19 protein-coding genes are annotated in these 18936 nt (G+C 69.6%); 13 read left to right on the plus strand and 6 right to left on the minus strand.

All coding sequences use genetic code 11. From position 1 onward, the window contains the following. Positions 1-11: 11 nt before the first annotated feature. The gene (locus BLS97_RS06505; protein WP_090475237.1) at positions 12-1502 is read left to right on the plus strand and encodes a hypothetical protein; all 1491 of its coding nucleotides are present in this window, start codon (positions 12-14) and stop codon (positions 1500-1502) included. A 27-nt stretch (positions 1503-1529) separates the two neighbouring features. After that, positions 1530-2549 carry a zinc-dependent alcohol dehydrogenase gene (locus BLS97_RS06510; RefSeq protein ID WP_090475239.1) on the plus strand — a complete coding sequence of 340 codons (1020 nt, stop codon included), beginning with the start codon at positions 1530-1532 and terminating at the stop codon, positions 2547-2549. A 25-nt stretch (positions 2550-2574) separates the two neighbouring features. Here BLS97_RS06510 and BLS97_RS06515 read toward each other — a convergent pair whose 3' ends face one another. Next, on the minus strand, positions 2575-3381 hold the full coding sequence (locus BLS97_RS06515) for a phytanoyl-CoA dioxygenase family protein (RefSeq protein WP_090475241.1): 807 nt from the start codon (positions 3379-3381) through the stop codon (positions 2575-2577). Between the two features lie 207 nt (positions 3382-3588). Between BLS97_RS06515 and BLS97_RS06520 the strand changes: the two genes are divergently transcribed. Both BLS97_RS06520 and BLS97_RS06525 read left to right on the plus strand, forming a co-directional pair. Next, positions 3589-3768 (plus strand): hypothetical protein, encoded by a 180-nt coding sequence (locus BLS97_RS06520; RefSeq protein WP_090475244.1) that lies wholly within the window; start codon positions 3589-3591, stop codon positions 3766-3768. Between the two features lie 23 nt (positions 3769-3791). Further along, a complete protein-coding gene (locus BLS97_RS06525; protein ID WP_090475245.1) occupies positions 3792-4823 on the plus strand; it encodes a sensor histidine kinase in 1032 nt (343 codons plus the stop codon). Positions 4824-4827: 4 nt separating this feature from the next. On the opposite strand, the gene BLS97_RS06530 is transcribed toward BLS97_RS06525, so the two are convergent. The 4 genes from BLS97_RS06530 to BLS97_RS06545 form a co-directional block, all read right to left on the minus strand. Then, complete coding sequence (locus BLS97_RS06530; protein WP_090481525.1) at positions 4828-5487, minus strand: response regulator transcription factor; 660 nt, start codon at positions 5485-5487, stop codon at positions 4828-4830. 46 nt (positions 5488-5533) lie between these two features. After that, positions 5534-6070 (minus strand): hypothetical protein, encoded by a 537-nt coding sequence (locus BLS97_RS06535; RefSeq protein ID WP_090475246.1) that lies wholly within the window; start codon positions 6068-6070, stop codon positions 5534-5536. Between the two features lie 140 nt (positions 6071-6210). Further along, positions 6211-8838: an ATP-binding protein gene (locus tag BLS97_RS06540; protein ID WP_090475248.1), complete on the minus strand. Its 2628-nt coding sequence runs from the start codon at positions 8836-8838 to the stop codon at positions 6211-6213. Between the two features lie 124 nt (positions 8839-8962). Then, positions 8963-9436, minus strand: coding sequence for a hypothetical protein (locus BLS97_RS06545; protein WP_090475250.1), 474 nt, complete (start codon positions 9434-9436; stop codon positions 8963-8965). A 171-nt stretch (positions 9437-9607) separates the two neighbouring features. On the opposite strand from BLS97_RS06545, the gene BLS97_RS06550 reads away from it, so the two are divergent. The 6 genes from BLS97_RS06550 (at position 9608) to BLS97_RS06575 (ending at position 14631) form a co-directional block, all read left to right on the plus strand. After that, the gene (locus BLS97_RS06550) at positions 9608-10864 is read left to right on the plus strand and encodes a PucR family transcriptional regulator (protein ID WP_231988390.1); all 1257 of its coding nucleotides are present in this window, start codon (positions 9608-9610) and stop codon (positions 10862-10864) included. A gap of 208 nt (positions 10865-11072) precedes the next feature. After that, positions 11073-12191: a TerC family protein gene (locus tag BLS97_RS06555; RefSeq protein WP_231988391.1), complete on the plus strand. Its 1119-nt coding sequence runs from the start codon at positions 11073-11075 to the stop codon at positions 12189-12191. A gap of 89 nt (positions 12192-12280) precedes the next feature. Then, positions 12281-12871 carry a TetR family transcriptional regulator gene (locus tag BLS97_RS06560; protein WP_090481531.1) on the plus strand — a complete coding sequence of 197 codons (591 nt, stop codon included), beginning with the start codon at positions 12281-12283 and terminating at the stop codon, positions 12869-12871. Between the two features lie 77 nt (positions 12872-12948). Then, positions 12949-13710, plus strand: a complete 762-nt coding sequence (locus BLS97_RS06565) for an SDR family NAD(P)-dependent oxidoreductase (protein ID WP_090475251.1) — start codon at positions 12949-12951, stop codon at positions 13708-13710. Between the two features lie 99 nt (positions 13711-13809). Next, the gene (locus tag BLS97_RS06570; protein ID WP_197676437.1) at positions 13810-14235 is read left to right on the plus strand and encodes a winged helix-turn-helix transcriptional regulator; all 426 of its coding nucleotides are present in this window, start codon (positions 13810-13812) and stop codon (positions 14233-14235) included. A gap of 57 nt (positions 14236-14292) precedes the next feature. After that, entirely contained in the window at positions 14293-14631 is a 339-nt protein-coding gene (locus tag BLS97_RS06575; RefSeq protein WP_090475252.1) for a thioredoxin family protein, read from the plus strand. A gap of 34 nt (positions 14632-14665) precedes the next feature. Here the strand turns inward: BLS97_RS06575 and BLS97_RS06580 are convergent, their stop codons facing one another. Beyond that, the gene (locus tag BLS97_RS06580; RefSeq protein ID WP_090475254.1) at positions 14666-16612 is read right to left on the minus strand and encodes a M13 family metallopeptidase; all 1947 of its coding nucleotides are present in this window, start codon (positions 16610-16612) and stop codon (positions 14666-14668) included. 37 nt (positions 16613-16649) lie between these two features. Here BLS97_RS06580 and BLS97_RS06585 point away from each other — a divergent pair, with 37 nt between their 5' ends. From BLS97_RS06585 to BLS97_RS06595, 3 genes are all read left to right on the plus strand, one after another. Next, positions 16650-17510: an NAD-dependent epimerase/dehydratase family protein gene (locus tag BLS97_RS06585; protein ID WP_090475255.1), complete on the plus strand. Its 861-nt coding sequence runs from the start codon at positions 16650-16652 to the stop codon at positions 17508-17510. A gap of 43 nt (positions 17511-17553) precedes the next feature. Next, on the plus strand, positions 17554-18615 hold the full coding sequence (locus tag BLS97_RS06590) for a glutathione S-transferase family protein (protein WP_090475257.1): 1062 nt from the start codon (positions 17554-17556) through the stop codon (positions 18613-18615). A gap of 90 nt (positions 18616-18705) precedes the next feature. After that, the gene (locus tag BLS97_RS06595) at positions 18706-18918 is read left to right on the plus strand and encodes a hypothetical protein (protein ID WP_090475259.1); all 213 of its coding nucleotides are present in this window, start codon (positions 18706-18708) and stop codon (positions 18916-18918) included. The last annotated feature ends 18 nt before the right edge of the window (positions 18919-18936 follow it).

Below are 18936 nucleotides of genomic sequence, written 5' to 3' on the forward strand. Positions count from 1 at the left end.
GGACGGCGCGGATGAAACGACGGCAGCACACGTTCGTCGTGGTTGCCGTCCTGTTCGGTTTCGGCCTGACTTCCTGCACGGGCTCGTCGACGGCTCCGGGCAGCTCCTCGGCCACCAGTGCCCCGCCATCGACCTCCATCGCGGTGACCAGTACGTCCTCCCAGCCACCGCTGTCCGAGGCGCCGGTCGGGTCGCCCAGCGCACCGTCGTCCGCCGAACCGACCCCGACGCCCGCGTCGTCCAGCGCACCGCTCACCCTGCAGAGCACCCACGACCGGTTGTTCCAGCCGCTCCTGGCCACGCTCGCGCGGGATCTCCAGGGCGGCCGGGCACCGGCCTTCCTGGCGTCGTTCGCTCCGGCCCTGAGAACGCGCGTCGGGCAGTGGTTCGCCAACGCCACCACCCTGGGGGTGGCGGCGGCGCAGTTCGTCCCGGCCGACGACTACTCCTCCGGGGCGACGGACGCGGCCGGAACCTTCAGCCGCACGGTGGTGCTGGGCATCCGAACCCCTTACGACGACGCGGGGACGCTGCCCGGAATCCCCTACCGGATCGATGTCGCCGTCAGTACCAGCAAGGGACGGTCGGTGCTGACGGTGACCGGTTGGAAGCCGGCCTTCCTGGCCGACCCGCTGGACTGCGGCTGCAAGCTCGGCGTGGTGCACAGCGCCACGGTCGCGGTGGTGTTCGCGGCCGCCGACCCCGACCTGGCGTTCTGGTCGGCGTCGGCCCTGCGCGCGGCCTCTGACGCCGTCACCTGGGCCGATCAGCAGCTGGCCGGTTCGGGCTTGACCCCACCCCACGGCCAGGTGATCTTCCTGGCCGACCGGCCGTTCCGGTGGTTCCTGGGCGCCAACGCCCCACCCCAGGAATCCAACGTGACGGTCCCCCTGTCCGACGCGCTGGGACCGGGTCAGGGCGGTTCGCACGCCACCCAGTCCCGCATCGTCGTGATGCTACTGGGGTCGGACCACGTCGTCGTCCCCAACGACGAGCAGGGCCGGGAATACGTCTCCGACGTGGCCGCCCACGAGTCCACCCACCAGTTGATGAACCGGAACTCCCAGCTGGCGTACCGGACCGACGACTCGCCGCCGACCTGGGGCGCCGAGGGCGTCGCCGTCGCCGTGGAGGTCCTGCACCGCCAGGCGCTGGGGGACGCCGGCGACATCGGGTACCCGGAGCCGTACGACCCGGCAGACATCGACCCGGCGTGGCTGCGGGCCCATCTGTCGGACGCCATGCCCACCCGGAGCCAGATCTACAGTTCGTCGGCCACCGACAGCGCCGGTTACTACGCCCTGTCCGGGTCGGTGTTCCTCTACCTGAACCAGGCCTACGGCTATCGGACGATGATGCAGGTGGGCGCTGCCCTGTACGCCAAGGCCAACCAGAACCCGTTCGCCCTGTTCCCCGATCCCAGCCACCTCGGCGGCCACCTCCCGGTCGCCCAGGCCACCGCGAACTGGAGAGCCTGGTTCACCGGCCGGTACCTGGGCTGAACTCGCCAGAGCCCCTACCCTGATCGGATGGCAACGATTCGGGCCCTGGTCCTCGACGGACCCCGGCTGGCCTCGGTCCAGGACGTTCCGGCTCCGGTGGCCCGGCCCGGTCAAGCGGTGGTCGACGTCCATCGGGTCGGCGTGTGCGGCACCGACAGTGCCTTCTACTCCGGGGAGATGGCGTATCTGGCCACCGGTCAGGCCCGGTACCCGCTGCGGCCCGGTCACGAATGGTGCGGCGTGGTCGCCTCGGTGGGTTCCGACGACGATGCGCCGTGGATCGGCCGTCGGGTCACCGGCGACACCATGCTCGGCTGCCGGCAGTGTGAGCGGTGCCGGGCAGGCCGCTCACACCTCTGCGAGAATCGTTACGAGATAGGCGTTCTGGGTGGATGGAACGGAGCTGTGGCCGAGCAGGTGCTGGTTCCGGTGAGCGCCCTGCACATCCTGCCCGACTCGGTCGACGACACCGCCGGCGCGATGGTCGAACCCGGGGCCAACTCGCGCCGGGCCGCCGACGCCGCCGTGACCCCCGGCGTCGACCGGGTGGCCGTCTTCGGTCCGGGCACCATCGGCCTGCTGGCCGCCGCGTTCGCCGCCGGCGCCGGTGCGGAGGTACACGTGATCGGCCGCTCGTCCGCCGGTCTGGACCTGGCCCGGACCCTCGGCCTGACGGCGTGGTCGATCCAGAACGTGCCGACGCTCCGGTTCGACGCCGTGATCGACGGCACCGACGGCGCCGAGATCCCCAGCGCGGCCATCGATCTGGTCGAGCCAGGAGGACGGATCATCTGCGTCGGGATCGCCGGCCGGCCCAGTCTGGTCGACACCCGCCGGCTCGTGGTCAAGGACCTGACGTTGACCGGTCAGCTGTCCGGCTCTCCGGCCATGGCCGCCACCATCGGTTCCTACGCCGACGGCAGCATCGACCCGGCGCCGTTGGTGGCGGCGACGGTCGGGCTCGACCGGGCACCGGACGTCATCGCGGGCTGGCGCCCGGACGACGCCGGCCCCGGCCCGAAGATCCACATCGATCCGCGGATCTGAGCTCGGCGACCCTGCGCGATCGGTTCTACCGGGCCCAGACCACCGGAAACAACGGATGGTCGAGTTCGGCCCCGGCCGGGAGTTCGTCGGCCAGCCCGGCGAACGGTGGTGACGTCGGCCAGCGACGGGGAGCGTGCCGGGCCTCGTCCGACAGGTACCGCAGGGACAGCACCCGGCGACGTCCGGGGAACGGGAAGCCGGGGGCGCCGTGCACGGTGAGGAAATCGAAGAAGATCGCGTCGCCGGGTTCCATCTCGTATCGGCGGATGGTGAACGCGTCTCGGTCCGCCTCGATGTCCGGCAGCTCGGCCAGACTGCCCTCCGGGAACCACTTCGCCTCACCGGCGAGGAAGGTGCGCGGCATCAGCCACGGCCCGCGATGCGTGGTGGCCACCAGTTCCAGGCAGCCCGCCTCCGGGATGTGATCGACCGGGATCCAGGCACTCACCCCGCGGCCGTCGACGTTGTAGTACGGCTGGTCCTGGTGCCAGGGCGTGCGCTGCTTCGTGCCGCCCTCCTTGACGAGCACGTGGTCGTGGAACAGCCGCACCGTAGGCGAGCCCATCAGTTCGCCGGCGATGCGGCCGGCCGCGCTGTGCCGGGCCAGATCCTCGATGTCGGGCACGTCGTTCCAGCGGCGGAAGTCCTCGGTGAACGCCCCCGGGTCGTCCGGATCGCTGGCCACCTGCGACAACGGTCCGGGGTGGGCCAACACCGTCTCGATCGCCCGTTCGGCCCGATCCACCTCGGCCGGGGTCAGGACGCCGCGGACCAGGACGACGCCGTCCCGCTGGTAGGTCCGGATCAGCTCCGGCGACAGCATCTGCGTCATGCGGTGGATGGTAGGTCCTCCGGCCACCAGGGGCCGACCCGAGGTGGTGCTGGCACCACGGGGGTCCTGGTGCGTGCTCCGTGGCTCCGGCCGGCTGGACGGGACAGACTCGTATGCACCGGCGGTGTCACGTATCAGTGCCCGGGCCGGGCCGCTCCTGCCACAGGAGCCACCACATCTCGAGCCTGGAAAGTTGAGCGACAGATCATGACCACGTTGATGACCCGCATGCGGCCGATCGTCTCGCATCCCAGAGGTCTGCGTCGGCTGCAGCGGCGACCGGTGGGCCGCGTGCCCCTTCCGGCGGCCGAGGAACGGCTGGTCAGCGGTCCGGAACTCGAGGTCCTGCGAGCCAGGATCGTGGTGGACACCACGCGGCTGAAGTAGCGGCGTCGGTTAATCTGACCAGGGTGACCGCTCCCCCGGACGATCCAGCGCCGCCAGCCGAACTTCAGCCGCTGTACAAGGCGATCCTGGACGCGGCGATGGACGCCGTGATCACCATCGACCACCACGGCCGCGTCCTCGAGTGGAACATGTCGGCCGAACTGATCTTCGGTTACGGCGCCGACGAGGTACTGGGCCGCGAACTGGCCGAACTGATCGTCCCGGCCGACACCCGTCAACGCCACCGCGCCGGACTGCACCGGTTGGCCGGGGGTGGCATGGCGGCGATGCTGGACCGCCGCGTCGAGGTGATCGCCCAGCGCGCCGATGGCCAGACCTTCCCGGTCGAGCTCACGATCACTCGCGTCGTCTCCACCGCCGGCGTGATGTACAGCGGGTTCCTCCGCGACATCAGCGATCGCCGACAACTGCTGGCCGACCTGCGGTCCAGCCGACGCCGTCTGCTGTCGGTGTCGGACGAGGCCCGGCGCCGCGTCGAGCGCGACCTGCACGACGGCGCCCAACAGCAGTTGGTCGCGGTGGCCATCGCCCTTGGCGCGGCCCGCAGCACGGTGGAATCCGATCCGGCGGCCACGGCGCAGGTGCTCGACACCGCACGGGACGTGTTGAACAGCGCCATTTCCGAGCTGCGCGAGTTGGCTCAGGGAATCCACTCTCCGACGCTGACCGAACGCGGGCTGCCGGCCGCTCTCCAGGAGCTGGCCCGCCGCTCGGCCATTCCGGTCGACGTGACCGTCGACCTGACCGACCGGTTGCCGGTCCAGGCCGAGACCACCGTCTACTACTTCGTGGCCGAGGCCCTGACCAACGCGGCCAAGCACGGGGCAACGGCCGGTCGGGTGCAGGTCGATCTGAACGCCGGGACCCTGCGCTGCGTGGTCAGCGACGACGGACCGGGCGGAGCCGATCCGTCCCGTGGATCGGGATTGCGGGGCCTGGGTGACCGGATGTCCGCGGTCGACGGCCGGCTCCACGTGCACTCTCCCGACGGGGAGGGCACCACGTTGACCGCCACCATGCCGCTGGTGTTCTGAAGTCTCAGTGCTCGGAGAGGTAGAGCAGCACGGCGCGCACCCGGTGGTGGGCGTCCTGCTCCTCGCTCAACCCGAGCTTGGCGAAGAGCGCGTTGATGTGCCGCTCCACGCCCCGCACGGTGAGGTACAACCGCAGGGCGATGGCGCCGTTGGTGCGGCCCTGGGCCATCTCGCCGAGGACCTCGAGCTCACGCGGGGTCAGCCGGCTGAGCGGTGAGCTGGCCGGTCGGGAGCCGGCCCGGACGAGGTTCTCCACCACCTGAGGGTCGATCACCGACCGGCCGGCGGCCACCTCGTTGACCGCATGCCGCAGTTGACCGGGTTCGGCGACACGCTCCTTGAGCAGGTAGGCCCGCCCGGCCGAACCGTGTTCGAGCAGGTCCAGCGCGTGCTGCGGGTCGTCCCGGCTGGACAGTACGACCACGCCGATGCCGGGGCGGTCCCGGCGGAGCTCCCGGGCGACCTGGATGCCCTCGTCGGTCAGGCCGGGCGGCATGTGGATGTCGGTGACCACCACGTCCGGATTGAATTGCCGGATGGCCAGGCGCAACTCGTCGGCGTCGGCGCACGCGGCGACCACCTTGAGCTCCGGATCGGCCGACAGCACACCTCGAACGCCCTCGCGGACCAGTAAGTTGTCCTCGGCCAGCACGATTGACAACATGGGCGTCAGCGTATCCACCGGGTGATCGGCCATCAGGTTGGCCACGTCATCCGGCCAGGGCGACCGCGACCGGGCGGGACGGCCAGGTGACCGGGGGAGCAACCAGGCCGAGGTCACCGGCCGGGATCGGCAGCAGTCCCAGGTTGTCCGCGATGCGCTCCAGCAACCACAGGTCGTGCAGGAATGCATCCGGCAGGGACGATTCGCCGACGCGCACCGCGATCAGGCCGTCCTCGCCACCCTGCAACTGCAACCCGTTCCAGATCGGGGCGAGGAAGGGCACGTCGCCGACGGCAGTGGCCACGTCGGTCGGGAGGGCGCCCGAGCCGAGCACCGTCTTGAACTTCGGCAGGGCACACAGCACCCAGGTGACCGACTCGACATCGTCATCGGGCAAGCGAATCTCGACCTTTCGGCCATGCCGCAGGCCGTGCAGTCGGCGAACCGTGCCCCACTCGTCACGGTCGGCCGCCAGGCCGAGCCCGAGGTGGGATACGTGGCGGCCCGCACTCTCGCCGGCCCAGCGGTGTGCGGGCCGGTGACGGTCGGCGAAGCGGTTTCGGGTGATGGTCAGAACGGTCATGCTGGGCTCCGGTGATCGGGGTGGACGTGCTCGGTTGACAGCACTGAGTCTTCCGATCCGGGCCGCGTCCGCGCAGGGTGCCGCCTGCCCGGTTCAGGGTGGTGCCAGCACCACGGTCACGCCCCACCCGCGTCATCAGGTCAGGCCGGCAAGGTGCTCAGCAAGTCCCGCGCCCGCTGCTCCAGCGGCCCCGCGCCACAGGCTCGAGACAGCGACAGCGCTTGTTCCACATCGTCTTTCATCCCCCGGACGGCCCCGCGGGCGACCAGGCACCGAGCCAACTCGAGGCGCGCGATCGACGGCCGCAGGATGTCGACCGCCTCGTCCAGGAGTTCAGGACGCTCACCCACCTCGGCGAGTACCCGGAGCGCACGGCCGAGCGTCCGCGGCGCCCCCCACTGCCGGGCCAGATGCAACTCCGCCTCGGCGTGCCGGACGGCGGATCGGTCTCCCAGCCGATGGGCCGCCAGTGCCGCCTCGGACTGCCATGGGACCTGCGCCGGGTTGACCCCGCCACCCGCCGTGAAGCGTTCTCCCGCCTCCAGCGCCAGCCGCAGAGCATCGGCGAACTCCCCGCGGATCCGGTGCAATCGAGCGGCCACGACGACCGCGAAGAACGTGAACGGGCGCCCGACCGGAGCGTCCAGTACCTCCGACCAGGCCAGGGTGTCGGCCGCCTGGTCGAGACGGCCGGTGTCGATGCAGATGTTCGCCATGACCGAGGCGATGAACGACTTGTTCCGGAGCCCGAGGATCGCGGTGGACCACCGGGCGGTGCGCGCATCGTCGTAGGCCCCGGGCAGGTCGCCCTGCAGCAAGCGCGCCTGCGCCCGATAGGCGTAGGCGCCCGACGACGCCAGCAGGGACCCTTCGTCGCGCGAGCGTTCCACCGCTCGGTCCAGGTGGGCCAACCCTTCCGGACGGTCGGCCAGCAGCAGGACGTTGACGGCGATCGGAACCGGCCCCCGCCCCGGCTCGCCGGTCATCCTGACCCCGCCGACGATGGCCCGTAGCGCCCGGTCGACGGCCTCGGGTTCGGCGCGGGAGGTTTGGTAGAGCGCCAGCACCCCGTCCAGCGATCGACCCCCGAATCCCTCGACCGGTGGCCGGCGCAGCAGGTCGTGCAACTTCGCGGTCAGCCCGGGCAACGCCGGGTTGTTGACCGCGACCATCGCGATCCAGCTGTCCAGCGAGGTGCGGGAATCGGCGTAGGGGTCGTCCCCGCCCGGTCGGGGGTCCGGCAACGCGGCCTGCTCGCGACGGATCGCGGCCAGGGTCTCGTCGATGCGGCCGGTGAGCAGCAACGCCGCCACCAGGGTGCCGGTGAGCTCGATCCGGGGGATCGGCTCGGACATCGTCCGCAACGTCTGGGTCAGGTAGTCGACGGCGCTCGGCAGGTCGACCTGGAACGCCACCTGGGCCGCGGCCAGCAGCATCTCCTGGCGGCGGTCTTCCGGCACGTCAAGGGCCAGGCCGCGACGGAGGTAGCGCAACGCGCTCTCCGGCGACCCGCGGCGGACGGCCTCGGCGGCGGCCCGCGTCAGGACACCGGCCGGTGACGCCTCGAATGCGGCCGCGGGCACCGTTGACCCGGGCTGTGCTCCCGGCGCCGGCTCGGCGGGCGATTCGGACGCCGGAGCGGGCCCTGGCCCGGCCACGTAGTGTGCGGCAACGGTTTCCACTCCCGCATCGGCTCTGACCAGCAGGCCAGCCGCCCGTTGGTGCAGGTCGGCCCGAAGGTCGACATCGATGTTCTCGTAGACCCCGGATCGCAGCAGCGGGTGGGCGAATTCGACCCCCGTCGCGAGAGATCCGAGCACCAGGCCGGTGCCGAGCAGAACGGTGAGGATCTGATCCAGATCCGGGATCTCGGTCAGTTCGGCCAGTTGGGCCCCGCGAACCCCGTCACCCAGCACAGCCACCGCGTCAAGCACCCGGCGTTCGGACGGTCTCAGGGTGGCCAGTTGTTGCAGCACACGATGTTTGACCGCATTCCCCCCGATACGGGCGACCCGGACGGCGTTCGCCGCGACCGGTTCCATACCGGCGGCGAGCACCGCGGCCGCCAGTTCCCCGAGGAACAGGGGGTTCCCCACGGTCTCCCGGAAGCAGACCGCCGTGAACGCGGCGTCCGGGCGACGACCCAGCAGCATGGTCAACATGCGCTCCGATGCCGCGCGGCTCAGCGTCGGCGGCCGGAGCAACGCGACGTTCGGGCCGCTGAGGATCTCGTCCACCACCGGTTGGCGCAGCGGGCCGGCATCCGGTCTCGTGGCCAGCACGAGCAGGACCGGAAGCTCGGCGATCTTGGCGGCCAGATAGGCCAGGTACCGCAGACTGGGGACGTCCAGCCAGTGGCAGTCGTCGACCACGAGCACCAGTGGCCGCCCGCCGGCGATCCGGACGGTGACGTCGAACAACTCCTTCAACAACGCGAAGTCGCCGGTCCGGGCATCGTCCGGGCGGAGCGGATCGAGGATGGCCGGTCGGCCCGGCTGTCCGGCGAAGATCTGCCCGACGGCACCGAAGGACCGATCCATCGCCAGCTCCGTACCGCGAGCCTCCAGGAGCGGGGTACCACTGGTGGCGGCCAGATGTCGCAGGGCGGACACGACCGCGGTCTTCCCGATTCCCGGTGATCCCTGCACCACCGCGACCCGGCCCGCGCCCTGGTCGACGACCGCCAGCAGATCGGACAGCACGGCGACTTCGGTCGCCCGCTCGATCAGGGCCGGTCCCGGATCGCCGGTCGACCGCGAATCGATCATTCCGGGAGCTTACGCAAGGGTCGTCGGCCGGGACCTCGCGCGCCGGCTCCGGTTTGCGGTCCGGCTGCATGCGGACGTCATGGTGGTGCCCCGACGGGCCGGGGCGGTGGGTGGCGGCCGCCTGCTACCCACGGAACCGGCGCAGGAGCCGGCGAATGACCGGGCCGGCGGCCAGTCCGGTCCCGACGGCCGAGATGGTGCTGATCCCGAGGTCGATCGAAACGCGCCCCTCCTCGGCCCAGTACACGTCCTCCAGACCCAGCAGCAGGGCGAACTCGTCGACGATCAGGGCCAGCCCGGCGCCGTAGGCGAGCGGGATGGTCGCGTGCGGCCGGCGGAGGTTGCCACGCACCGCCGTCGCCCCGACGCCGGCCAGAAGGCTGATCCCCCAGAGGTAGTGATGGATATGAGTGCCCCCGATGGACACGTTGCGGAAGGGACCGCGCCCGTTCTTGATGCTGTACGTGATGCCTCGCACCGCGGCGAACGTCGCCGTGAAGCTGGACCACCCGAGCAGCACACCCCGTCGCGCCGGGTTGAGCTCCTCCCGGAAGGCGGCCTGCACCTCTTCCGCGGCTTCGGTGATCTTCGCTGTCATGTCCTCACAGTAGATCCGACGGGTCGCGGGTCGCCCGAGCGGCAATCTGGTCGAGTGCGCCGCGTCGCCATCAGGCCGCGTCGCCATCAGGCCGCGTCGCCATCAGAAGGGAGCGAGTCTGATTCGATGGGTCCGTCGCCCCGACGCCCGCCCTGACCACGTTCCCCGACCGTGCCCGTCAAGACCCCGCTGTTCCTCGAGCTCGCCCTGCCCCCCCCGGAGCCGCCGTTCATGTCCAGTCCCGACATCCCGCTCGACGCCATCGCCGCCGATGCCGCGCGCGAGGCCGGGGGCGTCGACGCCGGATTGCTCGGCGACTTCCTCCCGGTGCTGGTCAGAGCGGTGGGTACGGGAACCCGGTTGCGTCGGTCCGAGCTGGCCGGCTATCGGGACGCCGGACGCCAGGCCGCCGGCCAGGGCGTCGCCCTTCGGGCCCTGGTCGATCTGTACCTCTCGGCCGCATGGCGGCTCTGGCGACATCTGCCGCAGGTGGTGGACGCGGTCGCCGACCCCGCGGCCGTGGTCCTGGCCGGCGAGGTCATGTTGCGCGCGGCCGACGACGCGGTCGCCGTGGTGACCGAGGGATACCAATTGGCCCGACGGGATCTGGTGCGGGCCCAGGCGGCGGCGCGGCGCGAGTTCGTCGACGACCTGCTCCTGGGCGGCGCGCAGGCCCTGGCCGGACTGATGGACCGAGCCGCCCTGTTCGGGCTGGGTCTGGCTGCCCCCCACGCCGTGGTCGTGGTGCAGGCGGAGAAGCCGTTCACCGATTCGTCGCCGCTGACCAGGATCCTCGAGCGCTCCATTCAGGGCGCCCAGGCGGATGCCGACGCGTTGGTGACGACCAAGGACGGCGCCCTGGTGGTGATCTTCGCGGCGCCCGACCGGGCCGCCATCGACGAGGTCATCGCCGGGTTGACCGGCGCCCTCCCGGCGGTGTCGGCGAGCGGCGGGGTGAAGTTGCGGCGCACGGCCGCGGTCGGAGCCTGGCGGATCGGGGTGGGGCAGGCCCACCAAGGTCCGAGCGGGGTGCGTTTCTCGTTCGAACAGGCCCAGGAGGCACTCGAGTTGGGGCGGCGGCTCGGCGGACCGGACCGGGTGCACAACTCGGCCGACCTGCTGGTGCCGCGGGTCCTGGTGCGTGACGAGGCGGCGATGCGCGAGTTGGTGGCGGCCGCGCTCGGTCCGCTGTTGACGGCTCGGGGCGGCCCCGAACCGCTGCTGCAGACGCTCGAGGCGTACTTCGCCGCCGGCGGTAACGCCTCGCTCAGCGCCCGGTCGATGCACCTTTCGGTACGGGCACTGACCTACCGCCTGGAGAAGATCGCCGACCTCACCGGACGGGATCCGGCCGACCCGGTCGAGCGGTTCGAACTGCAGACCGCCGTGGTCGGGGCCAGATTGCTGGGTTGGCCGGAGAAGCGGTAGACGCGCCTGCGGTCGGTGCCGGGGGACTGGGCCGGGAACGGCGGCGCCTGCATTCGCAATATTGCCGACACTCGGCAGTTTCAAGTGGCTTCATTGGCCTATTCTTGCCGTAGATGGGAACCTCGGATTGCCGCAAGCTGGGGTCATCGCAGCGGACATCACCGGTTCGCCGCAATCGACCTCATCCGCACCGACTCGAGGAGCACTCGTGACCGTTCCCCTCTGGGCCTGGGCCGCATTCGGCGCCGTGGTCCTCATCATGCTGGCGGTGGACCTGCTCGTCCACCGCGGCGCCCATGTCATCAAATTCAAGGAAGCCGCAATCTGGAGTGCGGTCTGGGTGGGCTTGTCGCTGGCCTTCGCCGGCGTCATCTGGGCCACGCTCGGCAGTGACCCGGCCGTCGACTTCACCACCGCATGGCTGCTCGAGAAGTCCCTGAGCGTGGACAACCTGTTCGTCTTCGCGCTGATCTTCGGGTACTTCAAGGTCCCCCGCGAGTATCAGCACCGGGTGTTGTTCTTCGGTGTCATCGGCGCCCTGGTCTTCCGCGGCATCTTCCTGGCCGCCGGAGTGGCCATCGTTTCCACCTTCACCGCCGTGCTGTTCGTCTTCGGCGCCATCCTGATCTACAGCGCCATCAAGTTGCTCAAGGACGACGACGAGTCGATGGACCCCGGCAAGAGCCTGGCGGTGCGATTGCTCCGCAAGGTGGTCCCGGTTCGCGACGAGTACGCCGGAACCAAGTTCTTCGTGAAGGAAGCCGGCAAGCGCATCGCCACCCCGCTGCTCGCCGTGGTGGTGGCGATCGAGGCGGCCGACCTGATCTTCGCCGTCGACAGCGTTCCGGCCGTCCTGGCGGTCAGCGACAACACCTTCATCATCTACTCCAGCAACGCATTTGCCATCCTGGGCCTGCGGGCCCTGTACTTCCTGCTGGCCGGCATGCTGAAGAAGTTCCACCATCTCGGGAAGGGCCTGGCCTTCATTCTCGCCTTCATCGGGGTGAAGTTGTTCCTGCAGGCCGGACACAAGGTCATCTCGCAGTCCATCCCCGAGATCCCGTCGCTGGTCTCGCTGGGCGTCATCGTGGTCGCCCTGGCCGTCTCGATCTTCGCGTCGCTGAAGTTCCCGGCCGCCGAGGAGGACGAGGACGGCACCGAGTCGGTCCCGGCCGAGATCGATGACCCGACCGAGGCTCCGTCGAGCCGGTGCACTCACGAGCGGGTCGCCGCCGGGATCACCGCGGGCGGCGAGTCGATGGCCGATCACCCGCACTCCGATCGCGGCCCCGACCTCCGGAAGGACCCGGAGAGCAGCGCCGTCTGACCCGACGGCCGGCCTTCGAATCCCCTCGACCCCCCACGCGAGAACTTCGCGTGGGGGGCGGTTTCGGTTGGGCCCAATAGAGTATGGGCATGGCGTGGGACACGGAACAGACCAGAAGCCGGTTGCGTGACGCCGCCGTGGTGGACTTCGCGGCCCATGGCTTCGCCGGGGCGACGACGGATCGGATAGCCAAGACCGCAGGAGTCAACAAGGAGAGGTTGTACGCCTACTTCGGCGACAAGGAGCGCTTGTGGTCGACGGTCATCACTGCGGAACTGGAGAGTCTGGCCGCGGCCGTACCCCTCACCGAGGAGTCATTGCGCGACATCGGGACGTTTGCCGGAGCGTTGTACGACTACCACGCGAGCCATCCGCATCTGGCCCGGCTGTTGCAGTGGGAGGAGCTGCGCGGGCAGCGCACCGCGCTTGACCCGCCGACGACGGCCCACTATCGCCGGAAGGTGGAGGTATTCGCCCGGGCGCAGCGAAGCGGCACGATCAATCCAGACGTGGACCCCGGGATGCTGATGTTCTCGCTGATCGCCTTGGCCGCCTGGTGGCAGACCGCTCCGCGGCTGGCCGAGATGATCACCGGGGCAACACCTTCCGCCCGGGAACACCAGCGACGTCGGGCGTTCGTGGCCGAAGCGGCCCGTCGATTGGGAGAGCCCAGCCACTGACCGAGGATCGGCACGGCGGCGCCGGCGCGCTACACTCCAACTATTCAGTTGGAGTTGAGCATGGATGGAGCAAGAGGATGACGAGCCTGCCCGCTGAACTGCCCGACGTCGATCACGCCTTCGGCCAGGAAGCTGTCGCCCTGGTGACGGGCGCGACGAGCGGAATCGGACTGGAAGTCGCCCGCCAGTTGATCGATCGCGGCCTCACGGTTCACATCGGTGCGCGCGATGTGCGAAAAGGTCGGTCGATCGCCAAGGAGTTGGGCGGGGCTGCCCATGCGCTCCAGCTGGACGTCACTGACGCCGAATCGATCGCCGCCGCCGCCCGGGAGCTGCCCACGCTGGACATCCTGGTCAACAATGCCGGCGTCAATCCCGGGAACGACGACATCACCGCGGCCGGCATCGAGCAGTTCCGGACGGCCTACGAGACCAATGTCTTCGGACTCGTCGCAGTCACCCAAGCAATGCTGCCGTTGCTGAATCGGTCAGCGCATCCCCGCATCGTCAACATTTCCAGCGGCACCGGCTCACTCACGTGGACCTCCGGCCCCAACCCGCAGTTCGACTGGGAATCCGTGAAAGGTGGAGGGCTGGCCTACCGCTCGTCCAAGACGGCCGTCAACGCTCTCACTCTGATGACGTCGCAGGCGCTGGGTGGGCGCTTCAAGGTCAACGCCCTGGCCCCGGGTCGTCGCCGAACAAACCTGGTTCCCGGGATCACGGGCGGCGGCGACCCGGCCGAGGCGGCCGCGGCCGCCGTCCGACTCGCCCTGCTACCGGAGGACGGGCCGACCGGAGGAATGTGGTCTTGGGACGGTTCGCTCGTCCCGTGGTGAAACGTCCTCACGTTCAACGACCACTTCGGCGTGCAGGGACCCAAACTCGGTCCCGGGCTGAGGTTCACGAGCCTGAGTTCATGGTCTAGACTCTGGACCGTGAACGAGACGCTGTCGCAGGTGCTGTCCGTCGTCGGCGATCGCTGGGCTCTGCTGGCCGTCCGGGAGATCTCTTTGGGTCTCCGCCGTTTCGACGAGATCCAGGCCGCAACGGGCGCGCCCCGGCAGGTGCTCACGGACCGCCTGCAGCGCCTGGGCGGCGCCGGGATCCTCGAGACGAGGGCCTACCGGATTCCGGGTCAGCGGGCCCGGAACGAGTACATGCTGACCGAGGCCGGCGTCGACCTCATCCCCGTCCTGTCCGCTCTGTCCGATTGGGGAGAGAGACATCTCGGGTCGGATGTGAGCCCGGAGATCGTCTACCGACACAGCGGCTGCGGGGGCCGGGTCACCGCGACCCTGCAGTGCGAGTGCGGCGAACGAGCCGACCACCACCGCCGCCTGGTCGCGGAGGTCAATCGCTGACGGTGGCTTCGCCCCAAAGCCGCAACCCCTTGTCCCCACTCGATTCGAGGAGAACCCGTGTCCCTGCCGCACATCACCGACGACCGCTTCGACGACGCCGTGCTGAACAGCGCGCTCCCGGTCCTGGTCGAATTCACCGCCGACTGGTGCCCGCCGTGCAAGATGATCGCCCCGGTTCTGGGCCAGATCGCCCTCGAGAACCGGGACCGGCTCGCCGTGGTGGCCATGGACGTCGACGCGGAGCCGAGAACGGCTCTGGGGTACCAGGTTCTGGGCATGCCCACCCTGGCACTATTTGTGAACGGCGAGCTGGTGGCCCAGGCGGTCGGCGCCAAACCGAAGTCGGCGATCCTGCGCTGGCTGGAACCGCACCTGGCGACCGTCGCCGCCCGGTAACGCGGCCGCCATCGCGGGACCACCAGCGGTCACCTCACCAGATCCGCACCCGTTCCGCGGGGTCCAGCCACATCTTGTCCGCCGGACCGACGCCGAAGGCCTCGTAGAACTCGTCCAGGTTGCGGGCCACCTGGTTGCAGCGGAACTCCGGCGGGGAATGCGGATCAACGGCCAGGCGGCGCGCCACCTCCTCCGGTCGGGTCTTCGCCCGCCAGGCGCGCGCCCAGTTGAGGAAGAGCCGCTGCGCGCCGGTCTGGCCCTCGATCGGCTCGGGAACCTCGCCGTCCAGGGACAGCAGCCACGCCTGGTAGGCGATCCCGAGGCCGCCCAGGTCGCCGATGTTCTCCCCGATCGTCATGGCGCCGTTCACGAATCGTCCCTGGGCCCCCTCCGGCGACAATGACGAGTACTGGTCGATCAACCGGCCGGTCAGAGCCTCGAACGCCGTGCGGTCCTGCGTCGTCCACCAGTCCTTGAGCGCCCCGGTGCCGTCGTACTTGGAACCCTGGTCGTCGAACCCGTGCCCGATCTCGTGGCCGATGACGGCCCCGATGGCGCCGAAATTGGTGGCATCGTCGGCGGTCGCGTCGAAGAACGGCGGATGCAGAATGGCGGCCGGGAAGACGATCTCGTTCATCCCCGGGTTGTAGTAGGCATTCACGGTCTGCGGCGTCATGAACCATTCGTCGCGGTCGACCGGTGCGCCGATCTTGGCCAGCTCCCGGTCCAGTTCGACGGCTTCGGATCGGCGGGAATTCCCGATCAGGTCGTCCCGGACGATCCGCAGTCCGGCGTAGTCGCGGAACTTCGGCGGATAGCCGACCTTGGGGGTGAACGCCGAGAGCTTCTCCAGGGCCTTGACCTTGGTGTCGGCGCCCATCCAGGGCAACGCCGTGATCCGCTCCCGGTAGGCCTGCAGCAGGTACTCGACCAGCCGGTCCATCCGGGCCTTGGACTCCGGCGGGAACGTCCGCGCCACGTAGAGGGCACCGAGGGCCTCGCCGACGGCTGATTCGACCAGGCCGATGCCGCGCTTCCAGCGAGGCCGCAGTTCGGGGGTTCCGGACAGGGTCCGGCCGTAGAACGCGAAGTTCTCGTCGACGAAGGCCTCCGGCAACAAGGTCGCCGCCGCCCGGACGGCCCGCCAGGTCAGCCAGTTCTTCCATTGCTCGAGTCGCTCCTCCGTCAGGAGCTGCCCGACGAGAGTCAGGAAGGGCGGTTGCATGACCACGACATGATCCACCACCGAGCCTGGGGCCTCCAGCCCGTCCAGCCAGGCCTCCAGCAACTCCGGCGAGAGCAGCTGAGCCAGGGCGGCCGCATCCATCGGGTTGTGCGTGAGCGAACGATCCCGGCTGCGTACCCGATCCCAGTGCCCTCCAGCCAGTTCCGTCTCCAGTTGGATCACCGATTCCGTCCGTCCGCCCGGGTCGTCCACCCCGGCCAAGCCGAGCATGGTCTCCACGTGGGCGCGGTAGGCGATCCGGATGTCGGCGTACTGCTCGTCGCGGTAGTACGACTCGTCGGGCAGGCCGAGGCCGCCCTGGAAGAACACCAGGGTGTACCGGTCCGGCTGATCGGGGTCGGTGTCCACGCCGAAGCCGAACACGCCCGGCACTCCGTCCCGTCGCAGGCGCCCGAGCAGCCGGACGAACTCGACCCGGTCCCCGACGGCGGCGATCTGCCGCAGGTGAGCCGTCAACGGCTCGACGCCCGCCCGCTCGACCGCCTCCACGTCCATGAAGCTCGCGTACAGGTCCCCGATCAGCTGCCCGGGTGAGCCGGTGTCGAGCCCGGGTACGGCCGCCGCCTCCTCGACGATCTCGCGACACACCGCTTCGGACTGATCGCGCATCTCGTGGAACGCGCCGTAGATCGACTGGTCGGCCGGGATCGACTCCCGGTCCAACCAGGACCCGTTGACGTGGCGGAACAGGTCGTCCTGCACTCTTGGAGGGGCGTCTTCGGCGCTGCTCGTCATAGAACGAACCGTACCCAAAGCAACGACAGGAGTACCGATGAAGCACATCGCCGTGACCGGGGGCAGTGGAAAACTGGGCCGCGTGGTGGTGGCCCACCTCGCTGACCAGGGATATTCCGTGGTCAACCTGGATCGCACGCCCGGGCCCGACCCGAGGGTGCAGTACGTGAAGGTGGACTTCACCGACCACGGGCAGACCCTCGAGGCCCTGCACGCCACCAACGACCGGTACGACCACATCGACGCCGTCGTGCACCTGGCGGCCATCCCGGCGCCCGGGCTGACCACGAACACGGCGACCTTCGACAACAACATCCTGAGCACCCACCACGTGTTCGCCGCGGCCCGGACGGCCGGCATCAAACGGATCGTCTGGGCGTCCAGCGAGACGGTGCTCGGCCTGCCGATGGGCCCGGACACCCCGCCGCCCTACCTCCCGGTCGACGAGGAGTACCACCCGCGGCCGGAATCGTCGTACTCGCTGTCCAAGACCCTCGAGGAGGAGATGGCGCTGCAGTTCTGCCGGTGGGATCCGGAGTTGACGATGATCGGGCTGCGCTTCTCCAACGTGATGGCGCCGGCCGACTACGCGGCGTTCCCGTCCTTCGACGCCGACCCGAGCCTGCGCCAGTGGAACGCCTGGGGCTACATCGACGCCCGCGACGGGGCACAGGCGGTGCGGCTCGCGCTCGAGTCCGACCTGACCGGCCGGGAGATCTTCGTCATCGCCAATGCCGACACCGTCATGTCGCGGTCGAGTGCCTCGTTGGCGGCCGAGGTGTTTCCGGGCGTGCCGGTGCGCAAGCAGCTGACCGAGCACGAAACGCTGCTGTCGATCGACAAGGCGCGTCGCCTGCTCGGGTTCGACCCGCAGTTCAGCTGGCGTCGGGAGGTATGAGGCCGGCGTCGTCGGTCTAGATGCAGGCGCATAGAATCTGCCCATGGCAGAACAGGGCGGGCCCGCGGATCTGAGCACCAAGGGTGCATACGTGTCCGGGGGCAAGGAGTTCCAGCGCGACACGAACTACATCACCACCCGCATCACGGCCGACGGCCGTGACGGGTACCCGGTGGAGCCGGGCCGCTACCGACTGGTGGTGGCCCGGGCCTGCCCCTGGGCCAACCGGGCGATCATCGTGCGCCGTCTCCTTGGCCTGGAGGACGTCTTGTCGATGGGCATCTGTGGTCCGACGCACGACCGCCGGAGCTGGACCTTCGATCTGGACCCGGGCGGAGTCGACCCGGTGCTCGGTATCGAGCGCATCCAGGACGCGTACTTCGCCCGGTTCCCCGGGTACGAGCGCGGAATCACCGTGCCGGCCATCGTCGACGTCCCGACCGGTCAGGTCGTGACCAACGACTACCCGCAGATCACGCTCGACCTGTCGACGCAGTGGAAGCAGTTTCACCGCCCGGGAGCGCCCGACCTGTACCCGGAACATCTGCGGGCGGAGATCGACGAGGTCGCCCACCGGGTCTTCACCGAGGTGAACAACGGCGTCTACCGCTGCGGGTTCGCCGGCAGCCAGCGGGCCTACGAGCTGGCCTACCAGCGGCTGTTCACCGCGCTCGACTGGCTGACCGAGCGACTGACGAACCAGCGATATCTGGTGGGCGACACCATCACCGAGGCCGACGTCCGGTTGTTCACCACGCTGGCCCGGTTCGACCCCGTCTACCACGGGCATTTCAAGTGCAACCGCGAGAAGCTGACCGAGATGCCGGTGCTCTGGGCCTATGCCCGGGATCTGTTCCAAACGCCCGGGTTCGGTGACACCATCGATTTCGACCACATCAAGAAGCACTACTACGTCGTGCACACGGACATCAATCCGACCCAGATCGTCCCCTCCGGCCCGGATCTGGCGAACTGGCTGGATCCGCACGGACGAGAGTCACTCGGCGGCCGGCCGTTCGGTGACGGCACGCCGCCCGGGCCACCGATTCCGTCCGAAGTGGTGCCGGCGGCCCACGGTCCGTTGGGAGACGCTTCTCGGCGGTGAGCCCGCCGGATTCCGGCGCTAATGTCCCTCCGTGACTGTCACGGGGGTTTGGCTCGCACGCGCCTGCGCGGTGGGTGGATCCGAAGTTGGGTGGTCGGGACGCCCGTCTTCGTCCGTCAACCGGTGTTCAGTGGGTTCACCCGCATCACCGGCGGCAACGGAGACGCCCGCCCGGCGGCCGACACCCTCGGCTATTCCGCGACCCACGGCCCGTATCCGGCGTGGATCAACTTCTCAGGCAAGGTCGAACTTGATCACTTTCGTCACATGAGTCCCAGATGGACGAAGTTGATCCACGCCTGAGAAGTTGATCCACGCCGA

This window comes from Nakamurella panacisegetis (assembly GCF_900104535.1).
In the GTDB taxonomy this organism is placed as follows: Bacteria; Actinomycetota; Actinomycetes; order Mycobacteriales; family Nakamurellaceae; genus Nakamurella; species Nakamurella panacisegetis.